Annotated in this window: 15 protein-coding genes; 13 read left to right on the forward strand and 2 right to left on the reverse strand. The window is 62.0% G+C overall.

Features of this window, described 5'->3' with window-relative positions:
- Nucleotides 1-10: 10 nt before the first annotated feature.
- From ACZ3HH_RS09415 to madM, 11 genes are all read left to right on the forward strand, one after another.
- Nucleotides 11-5,914: an Hpt domain-containing protein gene (locus tag ACZ3HH_RS09415; RefSeq protein WP_465804170.1), complete on the forward strand. Its 5,904-nt coding sequence runs from the start codon at nucleotides 11-13 to the stop codon at nucleotides 5,912-5,914.
- Nucleotides 5,907-6,362 carry a chemotaxis protein CheW gene (locus ACZ3HH_RS09420; RefSeq protein ID WP_465804171.1) on the forward strand — a complete coding sequence of 152 codons (456 nt, stop codon included), beginning with the start codon at nucleotides 5,907-5,909 and terminating at the stop codon, nucleotides 6,360-6,362. The genes ACZ3HH_RS09415 and ACZ3HH_RS09420 overlap by 8 nt, the downstream gene beginning before the upstream one ends.
- Nucleotides 6,363-6,859: 497 nt before the next feature.
- A complete protein-coding gene (gene mdcA, locus ACZ3HH_RS09425) occupies nucleotides 6,860-8,530 on the forward strand; it encodes a malonate decarboxylase subunit alpha (protein ID WP_465804172.1) in 1,671 nt (556 codons plus the stop codon).
- On the forward strand, nucleotides 8,530-9,405 hold the full coding sequence (locus tag ACZ3HH_RS09430; RefSeq protein ID WP_465804173.1) for a triphosphoribosyl-dephospho-CoA synthase: 876 nt from the start codon (nucleotides 8,530-8,532) through the stop codon (nucleotides 9,403-9,405). Before mdcA ends, ACZ3HH_RS09430 begins: the two co-directional genes overlap by 1 nt.
- The gene (locus tag ACZ3HH_RS09435) at nucleotides 9,405-9,704 is read left to right on the forward strand and encodes a malonate decarboxylase subunit delta (RefSeq protein ID WP_007941972.1); all 300 of its coding nucleotides are present in this window, start codon (nucleotides 9,405-9,407) and stop codon (nucleotides 9,702-9,704) included. The genes ACZ3HH_RS09430 and ACZ3HH_RS09435 overlap by 1 nt, the downstream gene beginning before the upstream one ends.
- The gene (locus ACZ3HH_RS09440; RefSeq protein ID WP_465804174.1) at nucleotides 9,697-10,560 is read left to right on the forward strand and encodes a biotin-independent malonate decarboxylase subunit beta; all 864 of its coding nucleotides are present in this window, start codon (nucleotides 9,697-9,699) and stop codon (nucleotides 10,558-10,560) included. The genes ACZ3HH_RS09435 and ACZ3HH_RS09440 overlap by 8 nt, the downstream gene beginning before the upstream one ends.
- Entirely contained in the window at nucleotides 10,557-11,360 is an 804-nt protein-coding gene (gene mdcE, locus ACZ3HH_RS09445; RefSeq protein WP_465804175.1) for a biotin-independent malonate decarboxylase subunit gamma, read from the forward strand. Before ACZ3HH_RS09440 ends, mdcE begins: the two co-directional genes overlap by 4 nt.
- The gene (locus tag ACZ3HH_RS09450) at nucleotides 11,354-11,974 is read left to right on the forward strand and encodes a malonate decarboxylase holo-ACP synthase (RefSeq protein WP_465804176.1); all 621 of its coding nucleotides are present in this window, start codon (nucleotides 11,354-11,356) and stop codon (nucleotides 11,972-11,974) included. The genes mdcE and ACZ3HH_RS09450 overlap by 7 nt, the downstream gene beginning before the upstream one ends.
- Nucleotides 11,971-12,882 carry a malonate decarboxylase subunit epsilon gene (gene mdcH / locus ACZ3HH_RS09455; protein WP_465804177.1) on the forward strand — a complete coding sequence of 304 codons (912 nt, stop codon included), beginning with the start codon at nucleotides 11,971-11,973 and terminating at the stop codon, nucleotides 12,880-12,882. The genes ACZ3HH_RS09450 and mdcH overlap by 4 nt, the downstream gene beginning before the upstream one ends.
- A 334-nt stretch (nucleotides 12,883-13,216) precedes the next feature.
- Nucleotides 13,217-13,633, forward strand: a complete 417-nt coding sequence (gene madL / locus ACZ3HH_RS09460) for a malonate transporter subunit MadL (protein ID WP_123357305.1) — start codon at nucleotides 13,217-13,219, stop codon at nucleotides 13,631-13,633.
- 1 nt (nucleotide 13,634) lies between these two features.
- Entirely contained in the window at nucleotides 13,635-14,399 is a 765-nt protein-coding gene (gene madM, locus ACZ3HH_RS09465; protein ID WP_465804178.1) for a malonate transporter subunit MadM, read from the forward strand.
- A gap of 153 nt (nucleotides 14,400-14,552) precedes the next feature.
- On the opposite strand, the gene ACZ3HH_RS09470 is transcribed toward madM, so the two are convergent.
- The gene (locus tag ACZ3HH_RS09470) at nucleotides 14,553-15,467 is read right to left on the reverse strand and encodes a LysR family transcriptional regulator (protein ID WP_465804179.1); all 915 of its coding nucleotides are present in this window, start codon (nucleotides 15,465-15,467) and stop codon (nucleotides 14,553-14,555) included.
- Nucleotides 15,468-15,727: 260 nt separating this feature from the next.
- On the opposite strand from ACZ3HH_RS09470, the gene trhA reads away from it, so the two are divergent.
- The gene (gene trhA, locus ACZ3HH_RS09475) at nucleotides 15,728-16,345 is read left to right on the forward strand and encodes a PAQR family membrane homeostasis protein TrhA (RefSeq protein WP_465804180.1); all 618 of its coding nucleotides are present in this window, start codon (nucleotides 15,728-15,730) and stop codon (nucleotides 16,343-16,345) included.
- 182 nt (nucleotides 16,346-16,527) lie between these two features.
- Here trhA and ACZ3HH_RS09480 read toward each other — a convergent pair whose 3' ends face one another.
- Nucleotides 16,528-17,436, reverse strand: a complete 909-nt coding sequence (locus tag ACZ3HH_RS09480) for a LysR family transcriptional regulator (RefSeq protein WP_465804181.1) — start codon at nucleotides 17,434-17,436, stop codon at nucleotides 16,528-16,530.
- 107 nt (nucleotides 17,437-17,543) lie between these two features.
- Here ACZ3HH_RS09480 and ACZ3HH_RS09485 point away from each other — a divergent pair, with 107 nt between their 5' ends.
- Nucleotides 17,544-18,785, forward strand: coding sequence for a D-amino acid dehydrogenase (locus tag ACZ3HH_RS09485; RefSeq protein ID WP_465804182.1), 1,242 nt, complete (start codon nucleotides 17,544-17,546; stop codon nucleotides 18,783-18,785).
- Nucleotides 18,786-18,796: the final 11 nt, after the last annotated feature.

Raw genomic sequence — 18,796 nt, forward strand, 5'->3', positions numbered from 1 at the left:
TGGAGTAGTTATGGGTGATCGGCACGACTATGTGGCCCTCGAGTGGGTCAAAGGCGAGATTGCCGAAACGCTGAAACAGGCTCATCAGGCGATCGAAACCCTGATCGACGACCCGCAGGCGACGCACACGCTGAGTGAGTGTCTGGCCTGTGTCCATCAGGTTCACGGTAGCTTGCAGATGGTCGAGTTCTACGGCGCGGCCCTGCTCGCCGAAGAAATCGAGCAGTTGACCAGCGCCTTGCAGCAGAACCGCGTCAGCCATCGCGACGAGGCGATCCATCTGTTGCTGCAAGCCCTGGGGCAATTGCCGACTTACCTCGACCGGGTGCAAGGCGCCCGTCGTGATTTGCCTTTAGTCGTGTTGCCTTTGATCAACGACCTGCGCAGCGCCCGCGGCGAAAGCCTGTTATCGGAAACCAGCCTGTTCAGCCCGCAACTGCCAGAGCTGCCGCCCCTGAGCCAAGAAGCCCTGGCGCTGCTGGAACCGTCCGACTTGCCGAATGTGCTGCGCAAGTTGCGGCAAATGTTGCAGATGGCCCTGGTAGGTTTGTTGCGTGAGCAGGATGACGAAACCCACTTCGGTTATCTGGCCAGGGTGTTTGCGCGCCTCGAAGCGCTGTGCGACAACGCGCCGCTGAGCCCGTTATGGCAAGTCGCTTCGGCGCTGGTCGAGGGTATGCGCAATGGCTCGATTGCCAACAGCCCCGCGTTGCGCAGCTTGTTCAAGGACACCGACCAAGAGCTCAAGCGTTTGCTCGAACAGGGCATGCCCGGAATCAATCAACCGGCACCGCCGGAGCTGCTCAAGAGTTTGTTGTTCTATATTGCCAAGGCCGAACACCCCACCGGGCAGATGCTGACCATGAAAGATCGCTACTCACTTGACGATGCGCTACCCGATGGCGCGATGGTCGATGAAGAACGGGCAAGGCTGGCCGGCCCTGACCGCGACGCCATGCGCTCGGTATTGTCGGCGCTGTGCGAAGAGCTGGTGCGGGTCAAGGAGCGCCTGGACTTGTTCGTGCGCAGCGACCGTCAGCACACCTCGGACCTCGAAAGCCTGCTGGCGCCCCTGCGGCAAATCGCCGACACCCTGGCGGTGCTCGGTTTCGGCCAGCCGCGCAAGGTCATCATCGATCAACTGGCAGTGGTGCTGAGCCTCGCCCAAGGCCAGCGCGAACCCAACGACGCGACCCTCATGGACGTCGCCGGTGCCTTGCTTTACGTCGAAGCGACCCTGGCCGGCATGGTCGGTACCGTGGAGCCGGAAAGCCAGGAAGACAGCCGTCTGCCGACCACCGACCTGACGCAGATCCATCAGATCGTGATCAGGGAAGCGCGCATTTGCCTGCAACAGGCCAAGGACATGATCGTCGACTACATCGACGCCGACTGGGACCGCCAGCATTTGCAACCCTTGCCGGCGTTGCTGACGCAAGTGCGCGGTGCGTTGGCGATGATTCCGTTGGCCCGCGCGGCGAGCCTCGTCGAAACCTGCAACGGCTTCATCCGCGAGCATCTGCTGGTGGACCCGGACCAGCCCGGCTGGCAGCAACTGGACAGCCTGGCCGACGTCATCACCAGCATCGAGTATTACCTGGAGCGCCTCGGCGACGACCCCGAAGCACCGGGGGAACACCTGCTCGATGTCGCGGAAAAAGGCCTGGCCTCACTCGGCTTCTTCCCCAGCAAACAGCGGGTGCCGATGCTCAAGGAGGTGCTCAGCCCCAATGAAGCCCTGATCATGCAGGACATGCAGGAACTCGACGACCCCGAAACCGTTCAGTCTCTGGCCGATGTGTTGGCCAGCCCGGTGTCGTCCGTCAACCCGCCAGCCCTGACCACGCCGGGTAGCCTGCTGCCGCCGCCCGCCGGTGAAGAACCGGTGGATGATGAGCTGCGGGAAGTCTTTCTCGAAGAGACTGACGAGGTGCTGGAAATCTTCGAGGAGTATCTGCCGCGCTGGTCGGCCAACCCTGACAGCACATCGGCCTTGAGTGAACTACGCCGCGCCTTCCACACCCTCAAAGGCAGTGGCCGGATGGTCCGTGCGCTGGTGCTCGGTGAGTTGGCCTGGGCGGTGGAAAACCTGCTCAACCGCGTGCTTGAGCACAGCGTCTCCCCAGGGCCAGCGGTGCAACAACTGGTGGGCGATGCGTTGAAGCTGCTGCCGGAACTGGTGGCCGAGTTCGCCGCCAATGCCCAGCGCCAGCGCAACGATGTCGATCAATTGGCCGCCCGTGCGCATGCCCTCGCCAAGGGTGATAAGCCGGTGTCCGATGAGGACACGCAGGATGTCGCGGCGCTCGATCCACTGTTGCTGGAGATCTTCCGCAACGAAGCCGAAACCCATTTGAGCAGCCTCAATCGCTTCCTCGACCAAGCCTCCGAACACGTACCGCTTCAGGCCAGCGACGAGTTGCAGCGGGCGTTGCATACGCTCAAGGGCAGCGCCTCGATGGCCGGCGTACTGCCGATTGCCGAGTTGGCGGCGTCGCTGGATGAACTGGCCCGGGAGTACAAGGCACACCGGATTGCCCTCGACCTGGACGAAGTTGAATTGCTGCTGGAAGCCGAAGGTCTGTTCCGCCTTGGGCTGCGACAACTCAAGAGTGACCCGCTGGCTGAAATCCCCGACGCTCGCTCGCTGATCGAGCGAACCAAGGCATTGCTGGCCGAGCGTCTGCAAAGCCTGTTGAGCACGCCCAATACGAAGCAGCGCATCAAGCGCGATCCGCAACTGATCAACAACTTCCTCGCCCAGGGCATGGACATCCTGCTGGACGCCGAAAGCCTGTTGCAGCGCTGGCAGCAGCACCCCGGCGAGCGGCAGGAACTCAGCGCGCTACTGGACGAATTGACCACCCTCGGCGAAGGCGCGCACCTGGCCGATCTGCATCCGGTGGATGAGCTCTGCGAAGCATTGCTCGACCTCTATGGCGCGGTGGAAGAAAGCAGCCTGGCGGTCAGCGACAGGTTTTTCCACGAAGCGCAAAGTGCCCATGAGGCGCTGATCAACATGCTCGACGAACTGGCCGCTGGCCAGGAAGTTACTGCTCAACCGCAGCGGGTGCGGGCCTTGCGCGACTTGCTCGATGAGAGTCTCGATCCATCCTCCATGGGCCTGATCCGCAGTGACGGCAGCCGCACCCTGAGCATTCGGGAGCTGAGCAGCGCCACGGCCGAGCTGGAGCAAGCCGCAACGCAGGTGGAGCTGGACGACGAAATCGTTTCGATCTTCTTTGAAGAAGCGGTGGATATCCTCGAAAGCGCCGGCCAAGCCTTGCAACGCTGGCTGAGTGACCCGGACAACGCCGCGCCGCTGTCGTCCTTGCAGCGCGATTTGCACACCCTCAAGGGCGGTGCGCGGATGGCCGAGGTCGAGCCGGTCGGCGATCTGGCCCATGAATTGGAAAGCCTTTACGAAGGCTTGGTGGACCGCCGTTACAGCCACAGCGAAGCGCTGGCGCAGTTGCTGCAACAGAGCCATGACCGACTGGCCATGTTCCTTGATCAGTTGCAGCACAACCGTCCGCTGGGTGACCCGGGCGAGTTGATCGAAGCTATTCGTGAGTTTCGCCAGGGCAATGCCGGCAGCGCCGAGGTGATCGAGCCAGCGGTCAGCAATGACTCAGCGGGCCATGATTCCGAGCTTCTGGAGATCTTCCTCGAAGAAGGTTTCGACATCATCGAAAACTCCGGCGCGGCACTGTTGCGCTGGCAGGCCGAACCGTCGAATCGCCAGGAAGTGGAAACCCTGCTGCGCGATCTGCACACCCTCAAGGGTGGCGCTCGGATGGTGGAAATTGCGCCGATTGGCGACCTGGCCCACGAACTGGAATTCCTCTACGAAGGCTTGTCGGCTGGCGTTCTGCAACCCACCGCCGAGCTGTTCTCGCTGTTGCAACGCAGCCATGACCGACTGGCGCAGATGCTCGACGCCACCCGCGCCGGTCAGCCATTGCCGCCGGCCGATCGGCTGATCGATGCGATCAAGAATTTCAGCCATCCGGCGGTGCCCGAAACATCGGCCCCCGTGACGCTGCCCGTAGCGCCCAAAGCCGAGCCAACCGCGCTGCAACCGGAAGGCGCTGACACGGTCAAGGTCTCGGCGGAGTTGCTCGACGACCTGGTCAACCTGGCCGGGGAAACTTCAATCTTCCGTGGCCGCATCGAACAACAGGTCAACGACGCACGGGTGGCGCTGAGCGAGATGGAAACCACCATCGAGCGCATGCGCGACCAATTGCGCCGCCTCGATACCGAAACCCAGGGGCGGATTCTCAGCCGTCAGCAAGTCGACGCCGAACGCCTGGGGTACGAAGAGTTCGACCCGCTGGAGATGGACCGTCACTCGCAGCTGCAACAGCTGTCGCGGGCGCTGTTCGAGTCTGCCTCCGATCTGCTCGACCTCAAGGAAACCCTCGAGCGGCGTAATCATGACGCGGAAAACCTGCTGCAACAGCAAGGCCGCATCAACACCGAATTGCAGGAAGGCCTGATGCGTACGCGCATGGTGCCGTTCGAGCGAATGCTGCCGCGTTTGAAGCGCATTGTTCGGCAGGTCGCCAGCGAACTGGGCAAGGACGTGGACTTCGTCGTCGGCAACGCCGAAGGCGAGATGGACCGCAACGTCCTCGAACGCATGGCCGCGCCGTTGGAACACATGCTGCGCAACGCCGTCGACCATGGGCTGGAATCGGCCGAGGTGCGTATCGCGGCGGGTAAACCGGCCCAAGGCAAGATCACTCTGGATTTGTCCCGAGAGGGCGGCGACATCATTTTCGACATCCGCGACGACGGTGCCGGCGTGCCTTTGGACGCCGTGCGGCGCAAGGCGATCAAACGCGGGTTACTCCACCCGGACAGCGACATCAGCGACCGCGACGTGCTGCAATTCATCCTGCAACCGGGGTTCTCCACCGCCGAAAAAATCACCCAGATCTCCGGGCGTGGCGTGGGCATGGACGTGGTTCACGAAGAAGTCCGGCAGCTCGGCGGCAGCATGATCATCGACTCTGTGCCGGGGCAGGGCGTGCATTTCCGGATTCGCCTGCCGTTCACCGTGTCGGTCAACCGCGCGCTGATGGTGCAGTGCGCAGAGGATCAATACGCGATCCCTTTGAACACCATCGACGGCATCGTTCGGGTGTTGCCCAACGAACTCGAAGGGCATTACCGGCTCGATCCGCCGACTTACGAATATGCCGGGCAACGTTATGAGTTGTGCTATCTCGGCGAGCTGCTGAAAACCACCCCCCGCCCGAAACTGCTGGGCCAGAGCCTGCCATTGCCGGTGTTGCTGGTGCAATGCAACGAGCGGCACGTCGCGGTGCAGGTGGATGCCATGGCCGGCACCCGGGAGATCGTGGTCAAAAGCCTGGGCCCGCAGTTCGCTGCGGTGCAGGGTTTGTCCGGCGCGACGATTCTGGGCGATGGCTGGGTGGTGCTGATTCTCGACTTGCTGGCGCCGATCCGCGCCATGCAAGCGCGGGTGCCGCAACGACCGGTGACGCAGGACGTAGAGCCCGAATCGCAACGGCCGTTGCTGGTGCTGGTGGTCGACGATTCGGTCACCGTGCGCAAGGTCACCAGCCGTCTGCTGGAACGCCACGGGATGAACGTGCTGACCGCCAAGGACGGGGTCGACGCCATGCTGCTGCTCGAAGAACACATGCCCGACCTGATGCTGCTGGACATCGAAATGCCGCGCATGGATGGCTTCGAAGTGGCGACCCAGGTACGCGCCGACGAGCGTTTGCAGCATCTGCCGATCATCATGATCACGTCTCGTACCGGCCAAAAACACCGCGACCGCGCCATGGCCATCGGCGTCAACGACTACCTTGGCAAGCCGTATCAGGAATCGGTGCTGCTCGATAGCATCGCCCGGTGGAGCAAAACCCATGCATGAACACCGCTCCAGCAATCTCACTGGGCTTTTATTGCCCTTGGCTGATCGCAATCTGATCCTGCCCAACGTCGCTGTCGCTGAACTCATCGACTATCAGCCGGGGGCTTTCGATCTCGATACACCGCCGTGGTATCTGGGGCGGGTAATGTGGCGGGAGCGACAGATTCCATTGCTCAGTTTCGAGTCGGCGTGTGGCAACAAAGTGGTGATCGGCGAGCGAGCACGGATCGTCATCCTCAACGCCCTCGGCGGGCGGCCTGAGCTGAAGTTCATTGCGCTGCTGGTGCAGGGGATTCCGCGGTCTTACAAGCTGGATAGCCAGTTGAGCTATGTCGATGTGCCGTTGTGTTCGCTGGAACAGGCGGCGGTGCAGGTGGGGGAGCAAGTGGCCAAGGTGCCGGATTTGTTGGCGCTGGAAGAACTGCTAGTGAGTACGGGTCTGGTCTGACCGGATCCCTGTGGCGAGGGAGCTTGCTCCCGCTGGGTCGCGAAGCGGCCCCAAAACCTGCAATCGAGGTGTATCAGGTACACCGAGAACAATGGTTTTACGACTGCTTCGCAGCCGAACGGGGGCAAGCCCCCTCGCCACAGGGTTCTGCGCCAGGTTGAAGATTCCCAAAAAGGGACCGATCGGTCCTATTTTTGGACTTATCGGTTGTTTGCTCTCTGCCATGAGCGACGAAATCTTCGTCATCGAAAACTGCGGGGATTGTTCTGGCCCCTTCGCGGGCAAGTCCGCTCCCACAGGTATTGTGGATGACTCAGGATTTGAGCAAGGCACGGACACTGTGGGAGCGGGCTTGCCCGCGATGAGGCCAGTACTGGCAACAGAGGTCTTCTGTCGATCATTACCCTGACCGTAACGATTCAACACTCTGCTTGATTGATGCCCCCCACCCAACGCTCCTAAGGTGACTCCCACGACAGCGAACCCGTGGAGTGGTCATGACAACAACAATAACCCCCGACTCGCGATGGACGCGGCGGCGCAGCGAAAAGCAGCGGCGCCTTGAGTTGGTCAAGGATCTAGCCGACGGTGTGGTGCTGCCCACCGACAAGATCGTTGCGGCGCTGGAGGCGTTGATTCTGCCTGGCGACCGTGTGGTACTGGAGGGCAATAACCAGAAGCAGGCGGACTTCCTTTCCCGCTCCCTGGCCAAGACCGATCCGGGCAAGCTGCATGATCTGCACATGATCATGCCCAGCGTCGGGCGTTCCGAGCACCTGGACCTGTTCGAGCGCGGCATCGCCCGCAAGCTCGACTTCTCTTTTGCCGGCACCCAGAGCCTGCGCATCAGTCAGTTGCTGGAAGATGGCCTGCTGGAAATCGGCGCGATCCACACCTACATCGAGCTCTATGCGCGGTTGGTGGTGGACTTGATCCCGAACGTCGTGCTCTCGGCCGGTTTCATGGCTGACCGCGCCGGCAACATCTACACCGGGCCGAGCACCGAAGACACCCCCGCGTTGATCGAACCTGCTGCCTTCAGCGACGGCATCGTCATCGTCCAGGTCAACCAATTGGTGGACGATGTCAGCGAACTGCCCCGTGTCGACATTCCCGCGTCCTGGGTCGACTTCGTGGTGGTGGCCGACAAGCCGTTCTACATCGAGCCGCTGTTCACCCGCGACCCACGACACATCAAGCCTGTGCACGTGTTGATGGCGATGATGGCGATCCGCGGGATCTACGAAAAACACAACGTCCAGTCCCTGAACCACGGCATCGGTTTCAACACCGCAGCCATCGAACTGATCCTGCCGACCTACGGCGAATCCCTCGGTTTGAAGGGCAAGATCTGCCGCAACTGGACGCTCAATCCTCACCCAACCCTGATCCCGGCCATCGAAAGCGGCTGGGTCGAAAGCGTGCATTGCTTCGGCACCGAACTGGGCATGGAAAACTACATCGCTGCCCGACCGGATGTGTTCTTCACCGGCCGCGACGGCTCACTGCGCTCCAATCGGATGTTCTGCCAACTGGCCGGGCAATACGCGGTGGACCTGTTCATCGGCGCGACCCTGCAAGTCGACGGTGACGGTCATTCCTCCACCGTGACCCGTGGACGGCTGGCCGGTTTCGGTGGTGCGCCGAACATGGGCCACGACCCGCGCGGTCGCCGTCACGGCACGCCGGCCTGGCTCGACATGCGTCACGACGATGCGCCCGAAGCGCTGCTGGAGCGCGGAAAAAAACTCGTGGTGCAAATGGTCGAGACCTTTCAGGAGGGCGGTAAACCGACCTTCGTCGAAACCCTTGACGCAGTGGAAGTGGCGAAGAAAAGCGGCATGCCGCTGGCGCCGATCATGATCTACGGCGACGACGTCACCCATCTGCTCACCGAGGAAGGCATCGCCTATTTGTACAAGGCCCGTTCCCTCGAAGAGCGTCAGGCGATGATCGCGGCCGTGGCCGGGGTGACTGCCATCGGCCTGCGCCACAACCCGAAAGACACCGCCCGCATGCGCCGCGAAGGCCTGATCGCCTTGCCCGAAGACCTCGGCATTCGCCGCACCGACGCCACCCGCGAATTGCTCGCAGCGAAAAGCGTGGCCGATCTGGTGGAGTGGTCCGGTGGTCTCTACAACCCACCCGCCAAGTTCAGGAGCTGGTAATGCACGCATTCAATCTGCAACCGAAACCTTTAACCCTGACTGAGCGGCTGGCGGATTTCGCGGTGGACGCACTGATCGACGAAGCGGATCTATCGCCGAAACCGGCGCTGGTCGACCGTCGCGGCAATGGCGCGCACACCGATTTACACCTGAGCCTGATGCACGCCTCGGCGCTGTCGTTGTGGCCGGCGTTCAAGGCAATGGCAGAAGCGGCCATCGAATTCGGCGAAGTCGGTTTACCCCTGCGCGAAGCCCTTGGGCGGATTGGTCGTGACGGTGAGCAAACGATGCTCGCCACCACCAACGGTGTGAATACTCATCGTGGGGCGATCTGGGCGTTGGGGCTGTTGGTCGCTGCGGCGGCGCTGGAGTGCGCGAATACCAAAGCAAGCGCCGTGACCTTGCGCGCTGCACGTCTGGCCTTGCTCGACGACCGTTACGCGCCGCGTCCTTTGAGCCATGGCGCCCAAGTCGCCCAGCGTTACGGCGCTCGCGGTGCACGCGAAGAAGCACAGCTTGGTTTCCCTGCAGTGATTCAACGCGCACTGCCGCAACTCAAACGCAGCCGCGCCGCCGGCCATGGTGAGCAGAACGCTCGGCTCGACGCCTTGCTGGCGATCATGACGACACTGGCCGACACCTGCGTGCTCTACCGCGCAGGCAAACAAGGCCTGCAGACCATGCAACTCGGCGCCCAAGCGGTGCTCGACGCCGGCGGCAGTGCGAGCCTGGCCGGTCGTCGCCGTTTACATGAGCTGGACCAACAATTAATCGCGTTGAATGCCTCGCCCGGCGGCGCTGCGGACTTGCTCGCAGCCTGCCTGTTTATCGACCGCATCGACTCGGACGACGGCATCTTCCAGGGAGCGTTTTGATGGAAACCTTATCCTTTGAATTCCCCGCCGGGCAGCCGCCTCGGGGAAGGGCGCTGGTGGGCTGCGTGGGCTCGGGCGATCTGGAAGTGCTGATCGAACCGGGGCTGGCGGGCAAGCTGACGATCCAGGTGCAAACCTCGGTCAACGGCAGTGAACAACGCTGGCAGCATCTGTTCGCGCGGATGTTCGACGGCCAGACACCGCCCGCGATGGCGATCGATATCCACGATTTCGGCGCCACTCCCGGCGTGGTGCGCTTGCGCCTGGAACAAGGCTTCGAGGAGATCGGCCATGACTGACAGCGCAGCGCTTCTCAACCCGTTCCTTGAAAGGCATAGCTTCGTCGAACTCGGCGCCCGGCAACGAGCGAAAGCCTTGCTCGACGCGGGTACTTTCCGTGAACTGCTCGACCCGTTTCAGCGCGTCATGTCGCCATGGCTGTCACGCCAGGGCGTGGTGCCGCAAGCCGATGACGGCGTGGTGATCGCCAAGGGCAGCCTCGGTGGTTTGCCGGTGGTGATCGCGGCCATCGAAGGTGCGTTTCAGGGCGGCAGCCTGGGTGAAGTCGGCGGGGCGAAGATTGCCGGTGCGCTGGAGCTGGCCGCCGAGGATAACCGTAAAGGCATTCCCACTCGCGCCGTGTTGCTGCTTGAAACCGGTGGTGTGCGTTTGCAAGAAGCGAATCTGGGGCTGGCGGCGATTGCCGATATTCATGCGGCGATTGTCGATTTGCGCCAGTACCAGCCAGTAGTCGGCGTAGTCGCCGGCAGCGTCGGTTGCTTTGGCGGCATGTCGATTGCCGCCGGGTTGTGCAGCTATTTGCTGGTGACTCAGGAAGCGCGCCTTGGCCTCAACGGCCCCCAAGTGATCGAGCAGGAAGCCGGGCTTGAGGAATACGACTCCCGTGACCGGCCGTTTATCTGGAGCCTGACCGGCGGCGAGCAACGGTTCGCCAGTGGGTTGGTGGATCGCTATGTCGGCGATGACGTGGCGCAGATTCAGCAGCAGGTTAGCGAGTTGCTCCAGCAGGGTTTGCCGGCGCAGCAACGTAGCCGCCAGGCCGAATGGTTTCTGCAACGGCTGGCCAGCCTCGATGCTGAACCACAAATCGAGCCGGCGACGGTTCGCGATCTGTATCAAGGAGAGCGCTCATGAGTTCGTATTCCCTGAGAGGCTTGAACTGGTTCAACGCCCTGAGTGCCGGCGCGAAACCGGTCGAGGGTTTACCGGCATCGTTGAAAGTCGCCGATGGTTTATTGGGTGAGCAGCCTGCGCGTTTTATCGCGGTGGTGGCCGATCCCGACAACCGCTTCGTCCGTGCCCGCAATGGCGAGGTGGGTTTGCTGGAAGGCTGGGGCCTGGCCAAAGCGGTGGATGACGTTATTGCTGCGGATAACGACAAACCTCAAAAACGCGCCTTGATCGCCATTGTCGATGTGCCGAGCCAGGCTTACGGCCGGCGCGAAGAAGCCCTCGGCATTCATCAAGCCTTGGCCGGTGCTGCGGACAGCTATGCCCGCGCCCGACTGGCCGGGCACGCGGTGATCGGTTTGCTGGTGGGCAAGGCGATGTCCGGGGCGTTTCTCGCTCATGGTTATCAGGCCAACCGGCTGATCGCGTTGCGCGACCCGGGCGTGATGGTGCATGCGATGGGCAAGGCGTCGGCGGCGCGGGTCACATTGCGCAGCGTCGAAGAACTTGAAGCCTTGGCCGCCAGCGTGCCGCCGATGGCCTATGACATCGACAGCTTTGCCAGCCTGGGTTTGCTCTGGGAAACCTTGTCGGTGGATCAGATCGAACAACCGACGACGGCGGATCTGGCGCGGGTGAACGAGTGTCTGGTTCAGGCGATTGCAGATGTCGAGGCAGGTCGTCGCGATTTGAGCGGCCGTTTGGGTGCGAGCAATCGCGCCGCGTCGAGCAAGGTTCGCCAACTGCTGAGAGCGCAGTGGTGAACACGTTTCTGGCCCACGACCTGCTGTGGGGGATGACCCCGGAGCAGTTGCCTGCGGATGCGCCTGCGTGGGTGATCGAGTCGATCAGTGCGGGTCAACCGGTGGTGGTTCGGCGTGCGATGACTGCGCCGGATCAAATCGCGGTCGGCGTGCGTGGGCAATTGCGTGAGCAGCGCTATGCAACGTCGATGGCGATCGCAGCGATTTCACGTCGGGTAAGGCCGGAAGAGCTGTGTCATGTCGAGACGGTTCGGGACCTGCCGGCCCTGCGAGCGCTGGCGCAATTGCGACCAATACTCGACGCCTGCGGTTGGGTGTGGGGTGTCAGCGGCAGCGCCGGATTTGAATTGGCCAGCGGTTTTGCGGCGATCCATGAGCGCAGCGATCTGGATTTGATTCTGCGTACACCGCAACCGTTGAGCCGACTTCAAGCGCAAGAATGGGTGACGCTTCTCGGCACCGCTGAATGTCTGGTCGACATGCAATTGCAGACACCTTACGGCGCGGTGGCCCTGCGCGAATGGGCCGGTCCGTCGCAACGGGTGCTGCTCAAAAACGCTCAGGTCGCCTGTCTGGTCACCGATCCCTGGAACCCGCAGGAGCAAGCAGCGTGAGCAGTTTGCTGGTGTTCCCCGGCCAGGGCGCGCAGCAACCGGGCATGCTCCATCGTTTGCCTCGGGAAATGCTGATCGAGGCGAGTGAGGTGCTGGGTGAAGATGTTTTGTTGCTCGATTCTGCCGAGGCGTTGCAGTCGACCAGAGCTGTTCAGCTGTGCCTGCTGATCGCCGGAGTCGCCGCTTCACGCCAGTTGTTATTGAGCGCGGATTACGTGGCCGGATTGTCCATCGGTTCTTATCCCGCAGCGGTGGTCGCCGGCGCCTTGAACTTCAGCGATGCACTGCATCTGGTCAGCCTGCGCGGTGAGCTGATGCAGCAGGCTTATCCTCAGGGCTATGGCATGACCGCGATCATCGGTCTGGATCTGGCGACGGTGGAAAGGTTGCTGGCGCAGGTTCACAGCCTCGACATGCCGGTTTACCTGGCCAACATCAACGCTGACAACCAAGTTGTCATCGCCGGCAGCGATGGTGCGATGAAAGCGGTTGCCGAGTTGGCGAAAGGTTGTGGCGCCGGTCTGGCCAAACGTCTGGCGGTCGGCGTGCCGTCCCACTGCCCGCTGCTGGAAGCACCGGCAAAAACCCTGGCTGAAGCGTTCGCCAAGGTGCAATTGAAAACGCCGACCCTGGGGTACCTCAGCGGCAGTCGCGCACGGCCTGTTATCAATCCCGAGGCGTTACGCGACGACCTGGCCTTCAACATGTGCCGCGTGGTGGATTGGCGCGGCACGGTACAAAGCGCTTACGAGCGTGGCGTACGTCTACAGATCGAACTGCCGCCCGGTGCGGTGTTGACCGGGCTGGCGCGCCGGGTGTTCGAGCAGGGCACCGTGATTGCCTTCGACGGTGCGCGGCTCGATACCTTGCAGGCGCTGTTGCGTGAGGAGGGAAGCCGCCAACCCTAGGGGGCGTTCTCAATTAGTTTCCCCGTCGCGCCGGGTCTGCTGTTGTGCAGGGCAAGGCGCGAGAAGCGTGGTTTGGTCATTCCAAATAAGCTTCGAGCAACGCAGCCCTGCACAGCAGCAGGCCCGGCCCTTCGGGTTGTGCCTTAAAACGGGCCAGGCTGCGTTGCAGGCCTTGGAAAGGGAACAACCATTCCCAGCGGCCTGCGCCTTGCCTGGCCCGCTTTAAGGCGACAACGCGACGGGGAAACTAACTGAGAACGCCCCCTGGATCACCGACTCAGGCTGCGAACTACAAAAACAACAATTCCGACGATGCACTTTGAGGACTACAACAATGATTATTTACGGTGTGGCGCTGTTGGCGATCTGTACGCTGGCAGGGGTGATCATGGGTGACATGCTTGGCGCATTGCTGGGCGTGAAATCCAACGTCGGCGGGGTCGGGATCGCGATGATCCTGCTGATTTGCGCACGGTTGTGGATGCAGAAACGCGGCGGCATGACCAAGGATTGCGAGATGGGCGTCGGCTTCTGGGGCGCCATGTACATTCCGGTGGTGGTGGCGATGGCCGCGCAACAGAACGTCGTTACCGCCCTGCACGGCGGCCCGGTGGCGGTGTTGGCGGCGATCGGTTCGGTGGTGCTCTGCGGCTGCACCATTGCGCTGATCAGCCGGACCCACAAAGGTGAACCCTTGCCCGATGAACCGGCGGACATAACGCCAGTTGGCGCACCGGCAGGAGGTCGCTGATATGTGGGATCTCATCGAGAAAGGTCTGGAACATAACGGGTTGGTGACAGCGTTCGCGTTCGTTGGCGTGATCATGTGGGTGTCGGTGGTGTTGTCCAAACGCCTGACCTTCGGACGAATTCACGGCTCGGCGATTGCCATCGTCATCGGCCTGGTGTTGGCCTGGGTCGGCGGCACCATGACCGGCGGGCAAAAAGGCCTGGCGGATTTGTCACTGTTTTCCGGCATTGGTTTGATGGGTGGCGCGATGTTGCGTGACTTCGCCATCGTTGCCACGGCGTTTGAGGTGCAGGCCACCGAAGCGAAAAAGGCCGGGATGATTGGCGTCATCGCGCTGCTATTGGGCACGATCCTGCCGTTCATTGTCGGGGCGAGTATTGCCTGGGTGTTCGGTTATCGCGATGCGATCAGCATGACCACCATTGGTGCAGGCGCTGTGACGTACATCGTCGGGCCAGTGACCGGGGCCGCGATTGGTGCCACGTCCGATGTGATGGCGTTGTCGATTGCTACCGGGCTGATCAAGGCGATTCTGGTGATGGTCGGCACACCGATGGCGGCGCGCTGGATGGGGCTGGACAACCCGCGCTCGGCGATGGTGTTTGGCGGCTTGGCCGGGACGGTGAGTGGGGTGACGGCAGGGCTGGCGGCGACGGATCGGCGGCTGGTGCCATATGGCGCGTTGACCGCGACGTTCCACACCGGGCTTGGGTGCTTGCTTGGGCCTTCGTTGCTGTACTTCATTGTTCGCGGGATTGTCGGTTAACGAATGACTGCTTCTTGTGGCGAGGGAGCTTGCTCCCGCTGGGCTGCGCAGCAGCCCCAACTTCTACCACCGAGGCGTATCAGGTAAATCCGGTGGCCTGATTTTGCGGGCGCTCCGCACCCGAGCGGGAGCAAGCTCCCTCGCCACAAGGTCTCAAGCCTGACGATTGGCATACATCCGACACTCCGCCAGCAACGCCAGCAAATTCGGGTCACGCTCCTTGGCCTTCAGAAATACCACGCCGATGTGCTGCTGCAACCGATACTTTTCCTGCAACGGAATCAGCTTCACCCGGTTCTCATACACCGCCGCAATCCTTCCCGGCAGCAACGCATAACCCACCCCGGAGCTGACCATGCTCAGCAGGGTGAAGATGTCGTTGACCTGCATCGCCACTTTCGGCTCGAACCCCGCCTGCTTGAACACCCGAATACCGTCCTGGTGTGTGGCGAAGCCTTGGGTCAAGGTGATGAATGTCTCGTCACGCACCTCGGCCAGATCGACTTCGGCCCGCTGGGCAAAGGGCGAATCAGCCGGCGTAGCGAGGAAGATGTCATCGGAAAACAGCGGAATCTGCTCGCAGTCCGGGTCATTCACGCTGTCATCCAGCGACACCAGGATCGCGTCGACTTCCATGTTCTTGAGCTTGTACAACAGGTCGATGTTCGAGCCCAGGATCAGGTCGATATTGAGTTCGCTGCGGCGAATTTTCAGGCCCATGATCAGCTGCGGGACGGTTTTCACCGTCAGCGAATACAGTGACCCAAGCTTGAAACGCTCAGCAGAGAAGCCGGCCGCTTCGCGGGTCAGGCGCACGCTTTCGAGCACGTCATGAATCAGCTTCTGCGCCCGTTCTTCCAGCACATAAGCGCTTTCGAGTGGGGTCAGGTTGCGGCCTTCGTGTTTGAATAGCGGGCAACGCAGGGCGCTTTCCAGAGAGTGGATGGCGCGGTGCACGCTGACGTTGCTGGTTTGCAACTCGGCGGCAGCGCGGGCCAGGTTGCCGGTGCGCATGAAGGCCAGGAACACCTCGAGTTTTTTCAGGGTCAACTCTTCATCGATCAGCATGGGCGTGACTCTTATTCGAATCGCTCGATTGTGCCCAATTGGCTGACGTTTGGCTCGATGGCTTTTGCAGGCGCTGCCGAAGGCTGCGATCTTTTGATCTTCCGCACTTTCAGAGGGCGCCTAGAATCAAGATCAAAAGATCGCAGCCTCGTTTCACTCGACAGCTCCTACAGGTGGCACTGTGTTCTGAAACATTGCGCTTTTAGTCTCAAGGCTTGAGCCTTGCGCGATGCAGCAACGAATTTTGAGGTGAGCAACACATGTATCACGGGGAAAGATTGAACGCCTGGACGCATTTGGTCGGGGCGGTGGCGGCGTTTGTCGGGGGCGTGTGGCTGCTGGTGATCGCCAGTATGGATGGCAGTCCGTGGAAGATCGTCAGCGTGGCGATTTACGCGTTTACCTTGCTGGTGCTCTACAGCGCTTCGACCGTCTACCACAGCGTGCGCGGGCGCAAGAAAGCGATCATGCAGAAGGTCGATCACTTTTCGATCTACCTGCTGATTGCCGGCAGTTATACGCCGTTCTGCCTGGTGACCCTGCGCGGGCCGTGGGGCTGGACGCTGTTTGGGATTGTCTGGGGGCTGGCGCTGATCGGCATCCTGCAAGAAATCAAACCCCGCTCGGAAGCGCGGATTCTGTCGATCGTGATTTACGCGGTGATGGGCTGGATCGTGCTGGTGGCGGTCAAGCCATTACTGGCGGCGCTGGGGCCTGTGGGCTTCACCTGGCTGGCGTCGGGCGGGGTGCTGTACACCGTGGGGATTATCTTTTTTGCCCTCGATCATCGTCTGCGTCATGCGCACGGGATCTGGCATCTGTTCGTGATTGCCGGGAGTTTGCTGCACTTCGTGGCGATTCTGTTTTATGTCTTGTAGATCGCTATTTGCAAAACCTGTGGGAGCGTGGCTTGCCCGCGATGGCGGCAGCACATTCACCATTGATGTGTCAGACAGATCGCTATCGCGGGCAAGCCACGCTCCCACAGGTTCCGCAGCTTAACCGCGTGACATTAGGGCAAGCCTCGCTCCTACAGGGGATCGCGAGCAGGCTTTCTCACTCAGGGGCACAGGCGATCCAGTTGCGCCTGAGCCCGTCGGCTGAACACCTGCAACAAGTCGCTCAAGGTGTGTGGCGGAGGTTCGTCGGCGCGGGTCACTGCGTACAGGGTGATCGGTAGCGCCGGCGCCAGCGGGCGAATCGCCGTGGTGGTGGGGGACGCGCCGAGTGCGGTGAACGGGTCGATCACTGCTAGCCCGGCACCGGATTCAACCATCGCCCGCGCCAGTGAATAGGTCTGCACCGCAATGCGTACCTTTGGCGGTGGATCGACCGCCTCAAGGTAGCTGTCGAGTCTGGCGGCCAGCGGGTCGGCGCTGGACAAGCCGATCAGCGGCGCACCGGCCAGTTCGATCAACGGCAGTGGTTTACCGAGAGTGTCGTCGGTCCAAAAGTCCTTCGGCGCCAGCGCCACCAACATCCCACAGGCCAGGGCCTGCGCCTTCAGGCCCGGATGATCGGGCAGTTGCAACGTCAGGGCGACATCCACTTCGCGCATCAACAGGTTCTGCATCAGCTCACGGCTGTGGGCGCTGGACAGTTCGCAGGCGATTTCCGGGTAGCGTTGCGTCCATTCGTTGATCGCCGGCGGCAGCGGCGACAAGGCCAGCGCCGGGATCGCGCCAATCCGTACGCTGTGGCCCGGCTCGCGGCGCAGGCTCTGGGCCAGACGTCGCACGCCTTGCAGGCTTTCGGTGACCTTGTCGACTTCGCGCTCAAGCTCCAGGGCTTCGGGCGTCGGCTGCAATTTACCGCGCACCCGCAGGAATAACGGAAAGCCCAATTGCTGTTCGGCGTGTTGCAGCACTTTGCTCACCGCCGGCTGCGACACGTGCAGCAACTGGGCGGCGCCGCTGACCGAACCGGTCTGACGAATGGCCTGAAAAATCTCGATGTGTCGCAGTCGCATGGCAAGTCCATAACCTTTGTTTATGGGTCAGGCATCTTTATGCATTGTTCAACGGCTGTCACCTGATCCTAACCTGAAGCACGTTCCAACAACGCTTAAGGACAGACATGGCTCAGCGGGTTTGCATCATCGGTGGCGGCGTCATTGGGCTGACAACGGCTTACGCACTGGTTCGCGACGGCATCGACGTGACGCTGATCGAGGCTCGGGATTCGTTTGCCAGCGAGACCAGTTTCGCCAATGGCGGCCAGTTGTCCTACCGCTATGTCGCGCCACTGGCCGACGCCGGCGTACCGTTGCAGGCGCTGGGCTGGATGTTGCGCGGTGACTCGCCCTTGAAGCTGCGCCCGCGTCTGGACCCGGCGCAATGGCGCTGGATGGCGTCCTTTCTGGCGGCTTGCCGTCGTTCGGTGAATCAGCGCAACGGCGCACATCTGCTGCGCCTGGCGCTGCTGAGCCAGGCCACGCTGCAAGGCTGGCGCGACGAAGACCGCCTCGACGGTTTCGACTGGCGACGCAACGGCAAACTGGTGACGTTTCGTGAGGCCGCAAGCTTCGAGCATGCGCGCCAAGGGCTGGCTGATCCGCGACAGCAACAGGTGTTGTCCCGGGCCGAGTGCGCACAGTTGGAGCCGGCACTCGCCGAGGCGCCGTTTGTGGGCGCGATCTACACGCCCGATGAAGAAGTCGCCGATTGCCATGCTTTCTGTCTGCAACTGGCGGCCCGGCTCAAGGCCTCGGGGCGTTGCGAGTTTTTGCTGGGCCGCACGGTCACCGGCATCCGCCACGGGGACGACGCGGTGCAGGCCATCGAAATGGGCACGCAGGTATTGCCCGTCGAGCAACTGGTGATTGCTGCCGGTCATCGCAGCCCGGCACTGGCGTTGCCGGGCATGAACCTGCCGCTGTATCCGCTCAAGGGCTATAGCCTGACCCTGCCGATCCGCGCCGAACATCGCGCGCCAGAGCTGAGCATCACCGATTACAACCGCAAGATCGTTTACGCCCGCATCGGTGCACAACTGCGGGTGGCGGCGATGGTCGACATTGTCGGCTTCGACCCGGCACTCGATCCCAAGCGTCTGGCGCTGATCAAGCGCCAGGCACAGGAAACCTTGCCCAATGCCGGCGATTACGACGCTGCCATCGAATGGGCCGGCATGCGCCCGGCGACTCCCAGCGGCGTGCCGTTGATTGGCGCCACGGCGTACCGAAACCTCTGGCTCAACCTCGGCCATGGCGCCTTGGGCTTTACGTTGGCCTGCGGTAGCGCTCGGCTGCTGAGTGAGTTGATTGCCCGGCGCGCACCCTCGATCGAAATGCAGGGCCTCGCACCCCGCGTCGCCTGACTGGAAAAGGA

The sequence above is a fragment of the Pseudomonas sp. PME37.24/025 genome (assembly GCF_055556615.1).

Excerpts from the sequence above, each read along its gene's own strand:
- ACZ3HH_RS09415 (WP_465804170.1), top strand. The coding sequence starts at position 11 with ATGGGTGATCGGCACGACTATGTGGCCCTCGAGTGGGTCAAAGGCGAG.
- ACZ3HH_RS09420 (WP_465804171.1), top strand. The coding sequence starts at position 5,907 with ATGCATGAACACCGCTCCAGCAATCTCACTGGGCTTTTATTGCCCTTG.
- mdcA (WP_465804172.1), top strand. The coding sequence starts at position 6,860 with ATGACAACAACAATAACCCCCGACTCGCGATGGACGCGGCGGCGCAGC.
- ACZ3HH_RS09430 (WP_465804173.1), top strand. The coding sequence starts at position 8,530 with ATGCACGCATTCAATCTGCAACCGAAACCTTTAACCCTGACTGAGCGG.
- ACZ3HH_RS09435 (WP_007941972.1), top strand. The coding sequence starts at position 9,405 with ATGGAAACCTTATCCTTTGAATTCCCCGCCGGGCAGCCGCCTCGGGGA.
- ACZ3HH_RS09440 (WP_465804174.1), top strand. The coding sequence starts at position 9,697 with ATGACTGACAGCGCAGCGCTTCTCAACCCGTTCCTTGAAAGGCATAGC.
- mdcE (WP_465804175.1), top strand. The coding sequence starts at position 10,557 with ATGAGTTCGTATTCCCTGAGAGGCTTGAACTGGTTCAACGCCCTGAGT.
- madL (WP_123357305.1), top strand. The coding sequence starts at position 13,217 with ATGATTATTTACGGTGTGGCGCTGTTGGCGATCTGTACGCTGGCAGGG.
- madM (WP_465804178.1), top strand. The coding sequence starts at position 13,635 with ATGTGGGATCTCATCGAGAAAGGTCTGGAACATAACGGGTTGGTGACA.
- ACZ3HH_RS09470 (WP_465804179.1), bottom strand. The coding sequence starts at position 15,467 with ATGCTGATCGATGAAGAGTTGACCCTGAAAAAACTCGAGGTGTTCCTG.
- trhA (WP_465804180.1), top strand. The coding sequence starts at position 15,728 with ATGTATCACGGGGAAAGATTGAACGCCTGGACGCATTTGGTCGGGGCG.
- ACZ3HH_RS09480 (WP_465804181.1), bottom strand. The coding sequence starts at position 17,436 with ATGCGACTGCGACACATCGAGATTTTTCAGGCCATTCGTCAGACCGGT.
- ACZ3HH_RS09485 (WP_465804182.1), top strand. The coding sequence starts at position 17,544 with ATGGCTCAGCGGGTTTGCATCATCGGTGGCGGCGTCATTGGGCTGACA.